The organism is uncultured Campylobacter sp. (assembly GCF_937949835.1).
GTDB lineage: Bacteria > Campylobacterota > Campylobacteria > Campylobacterales > Campylobacteraceae > Campylobacter_B.
On the sequence record NZ_CALEDC010000382.1, the window covers coordinates 1 to 1,943 of the forward strand.

Sequence of the window (1,943 nt, forward strand, 5' to 3'; positions counted from 1 at the left end):
CGGTATCTTTATTGCTATCAGTTAAAATTTTAATATTCTTGCCGCTAAGATTAGAAGCTAAGGAGCCAGTTGATTTAGAGCTATCTTTGGAAGCGGTTCCGCTAAGCTCTGCGGAGGCGCCTACGCTAAAGCCCCAGGTATATGAGCTTGCAGATGCGGCGCTTTTTTGGGAGATGAGGGCGGCGGTTAAAAGAGCAAGGGTAAAGAAAGAAAGCTGCTTTATAAATTTATTCATTTTTACCTTTTGAGCAGGGTATTAGAAATTTATTTTCTACGCCGTCTCTCTCCCCACACAAATTAATAATATATCCCGTCTACGCAGACATCGGCATTTAGTTCGGCGCACATTTTTATCATTTCTTTACTAAAGTCGATGGAATATATATCGTCCTTTTCTGTCATATCTATCACTATATCGATATTGGCGTCTAAATTTAATTCCGATACCCTCTTTTTGATATCATCGAAGTTCGTTTTTAAAATTTCATACAAATCTTTTAAGGCATCGCTTGTAAATACGCACTCTTTCTTGGCAGTATAGCATAGCCATCTACAGCTATTTCTAACCTTGCCGCGCCTTTCATCTATGTCGCCGATTTTATATTTTTTTATATAACTAATTTTATATTCATTGGTCTTCTCATCTAGGATCAAGTCCGAAAAATCAAAGTTATATTTATCCGACGATAAATAAAAAGCAACATACATAGTAGTCATTTATGCTCCTCATAAATTTACAAATTTACTGGGCTTCTATCATTCGCCCGGTAGTTTTATGCTTCAAAAATATAGTTTTACTTTCCTTATGATAATATATATCATAATGTGAAGGTATTTTATCAAATTGACCATCTAAATTCGCTTCTTTTAGAGCATGCGCATCTGCATAATCTCGTGTTTTTGCTAACTCATTTGCCGCTGCGTTACTACCAACTCTTTTGGCATCTTTTGCATTGTCTGCATAACGTATATTCTCCCCAAATCCCGTTTCTCTACCCTGAATACCGCCGCCGATCGTTAATTCGGGTTTTATAGGCGATTGAGGTATTTGAGTGTATGGTAGTTTTTCTTCTCTATTTTTAGGGAATATTTTTATATGATCATTTTTGTCCCAGCTTCTTGCCTGTATATTTTTATTTTCTAAATCGTTTAGAATTCTATCATAATTTATGTTTGATCGTTCCTTTGTAGTGCCGCCATTGTCAGGATATTTTCCAGGATAATTCCAGTAAGCATTGTATTGATCGCCTTCATACCAATTTGTTAACCAATTTCCAAAATCTTTTGATAACTGTCTAGTCTTAATAAAAAAGATAGAAGCGGAGGCTGCCTCTATAATAGGCAGAACAGCTGCCACAGCAGCATCATCGCTCTTCCTCTGATCCAGCGAGTAAAAGTATCTGGTATCGGCTACTACGGTTTTATCGTTAGGATTTACTTTGGGCGAATAGTCGTTAAGGCTTCTGCCGTTTAATCTTAAAGCCTTTTCCGACATACTTAACATGCCTAGGGCATAGTTGGTAGCGAATTGATTTTGCGCGGGATCTTTAGGTATGAAAGAGCCTCGTTTATTATCGCTGCGATGAACAAGCTCGTGTCGCAAAGATGTCATAAATTCTTTCGCATTGCTAATGTGCTTCGTATTGATATATACGGCATTCGGATCGTCTGAGTTAAATTTTCCTCCGCTTCCTCTATTTAGATTGGCAAATTTAACCTTTACCCCCATTTGATTTGCTATATCCTGTGCGGCTCGTTGCTTTTTAAATATATCGGCACTAGGATCGTTTAGTACGTCAAGATTTGCCGCAAGCGACATACTATCTTTATCGTATCCGCTAGTAAAGCCTCCGATATAATCAAATATTTTTTCTCTAATTCCTTATAAAGATATCTGCTTTGTTCGGGATATATTATATTGTGACCATGAGCAATTACCCCTA

The 1,943-nt window shown here is 37.3% G+C and carries 3 protein-coding genes; all 3 read right to left on the reverse strand.

Annotation, left to right across the window (positions count from 1 at the left end; translation table 11 throughout):
* Positions 1-235: hypothetical protein (locus Q0256_RS08670; RefSeq protein WP_297962255.1), on the reverse strand; the 235-nt coding region annotated here is incomplete at its 3' end.
* A 62-nt stretch (positions 236-297) separates the two neighbouring features.
* A complete protein-coding gene (locus tag Q0256_RS08675; RefSeq protein ID WP_297962257.1) occupies positions 298-717 on the reverse strand; it encodes a DUF4279 domain-containing protein in 420 nt (139 codons plus the stop codon).
* Positions 718-742: 25 nt separating this feature from the next.
* On the reverse strand, positions 743-1,819 hold the full coding sequence (locus Q0256_RS08680) for a hypothetical protein (protein ID WP_297962259.1): 1,077 nt from the start codon (positions 1,817-1,819) through the stop codon (positions 743-745).
* Positions 1,820-1,943: the final 124 nt, after the last annotated feature.

Bases quoted from the DNA above. Each gene is read 5' to 3' on its own strand.
- Q0256_RS08680 (WP_297962259.1), bottom strand. From the start codon at position 1,819: ATGTCGCTTGCGGCAAATCTTGACGTACTAAACGATCCTAGTGCCGAT.
- Q0256_RS08675 (WP_297962257.1), bottom strand. From the start codon at position 717: ATGACTACTATGTATGTTGCTTTTTATTTATCGTCGGATAAATATAAC.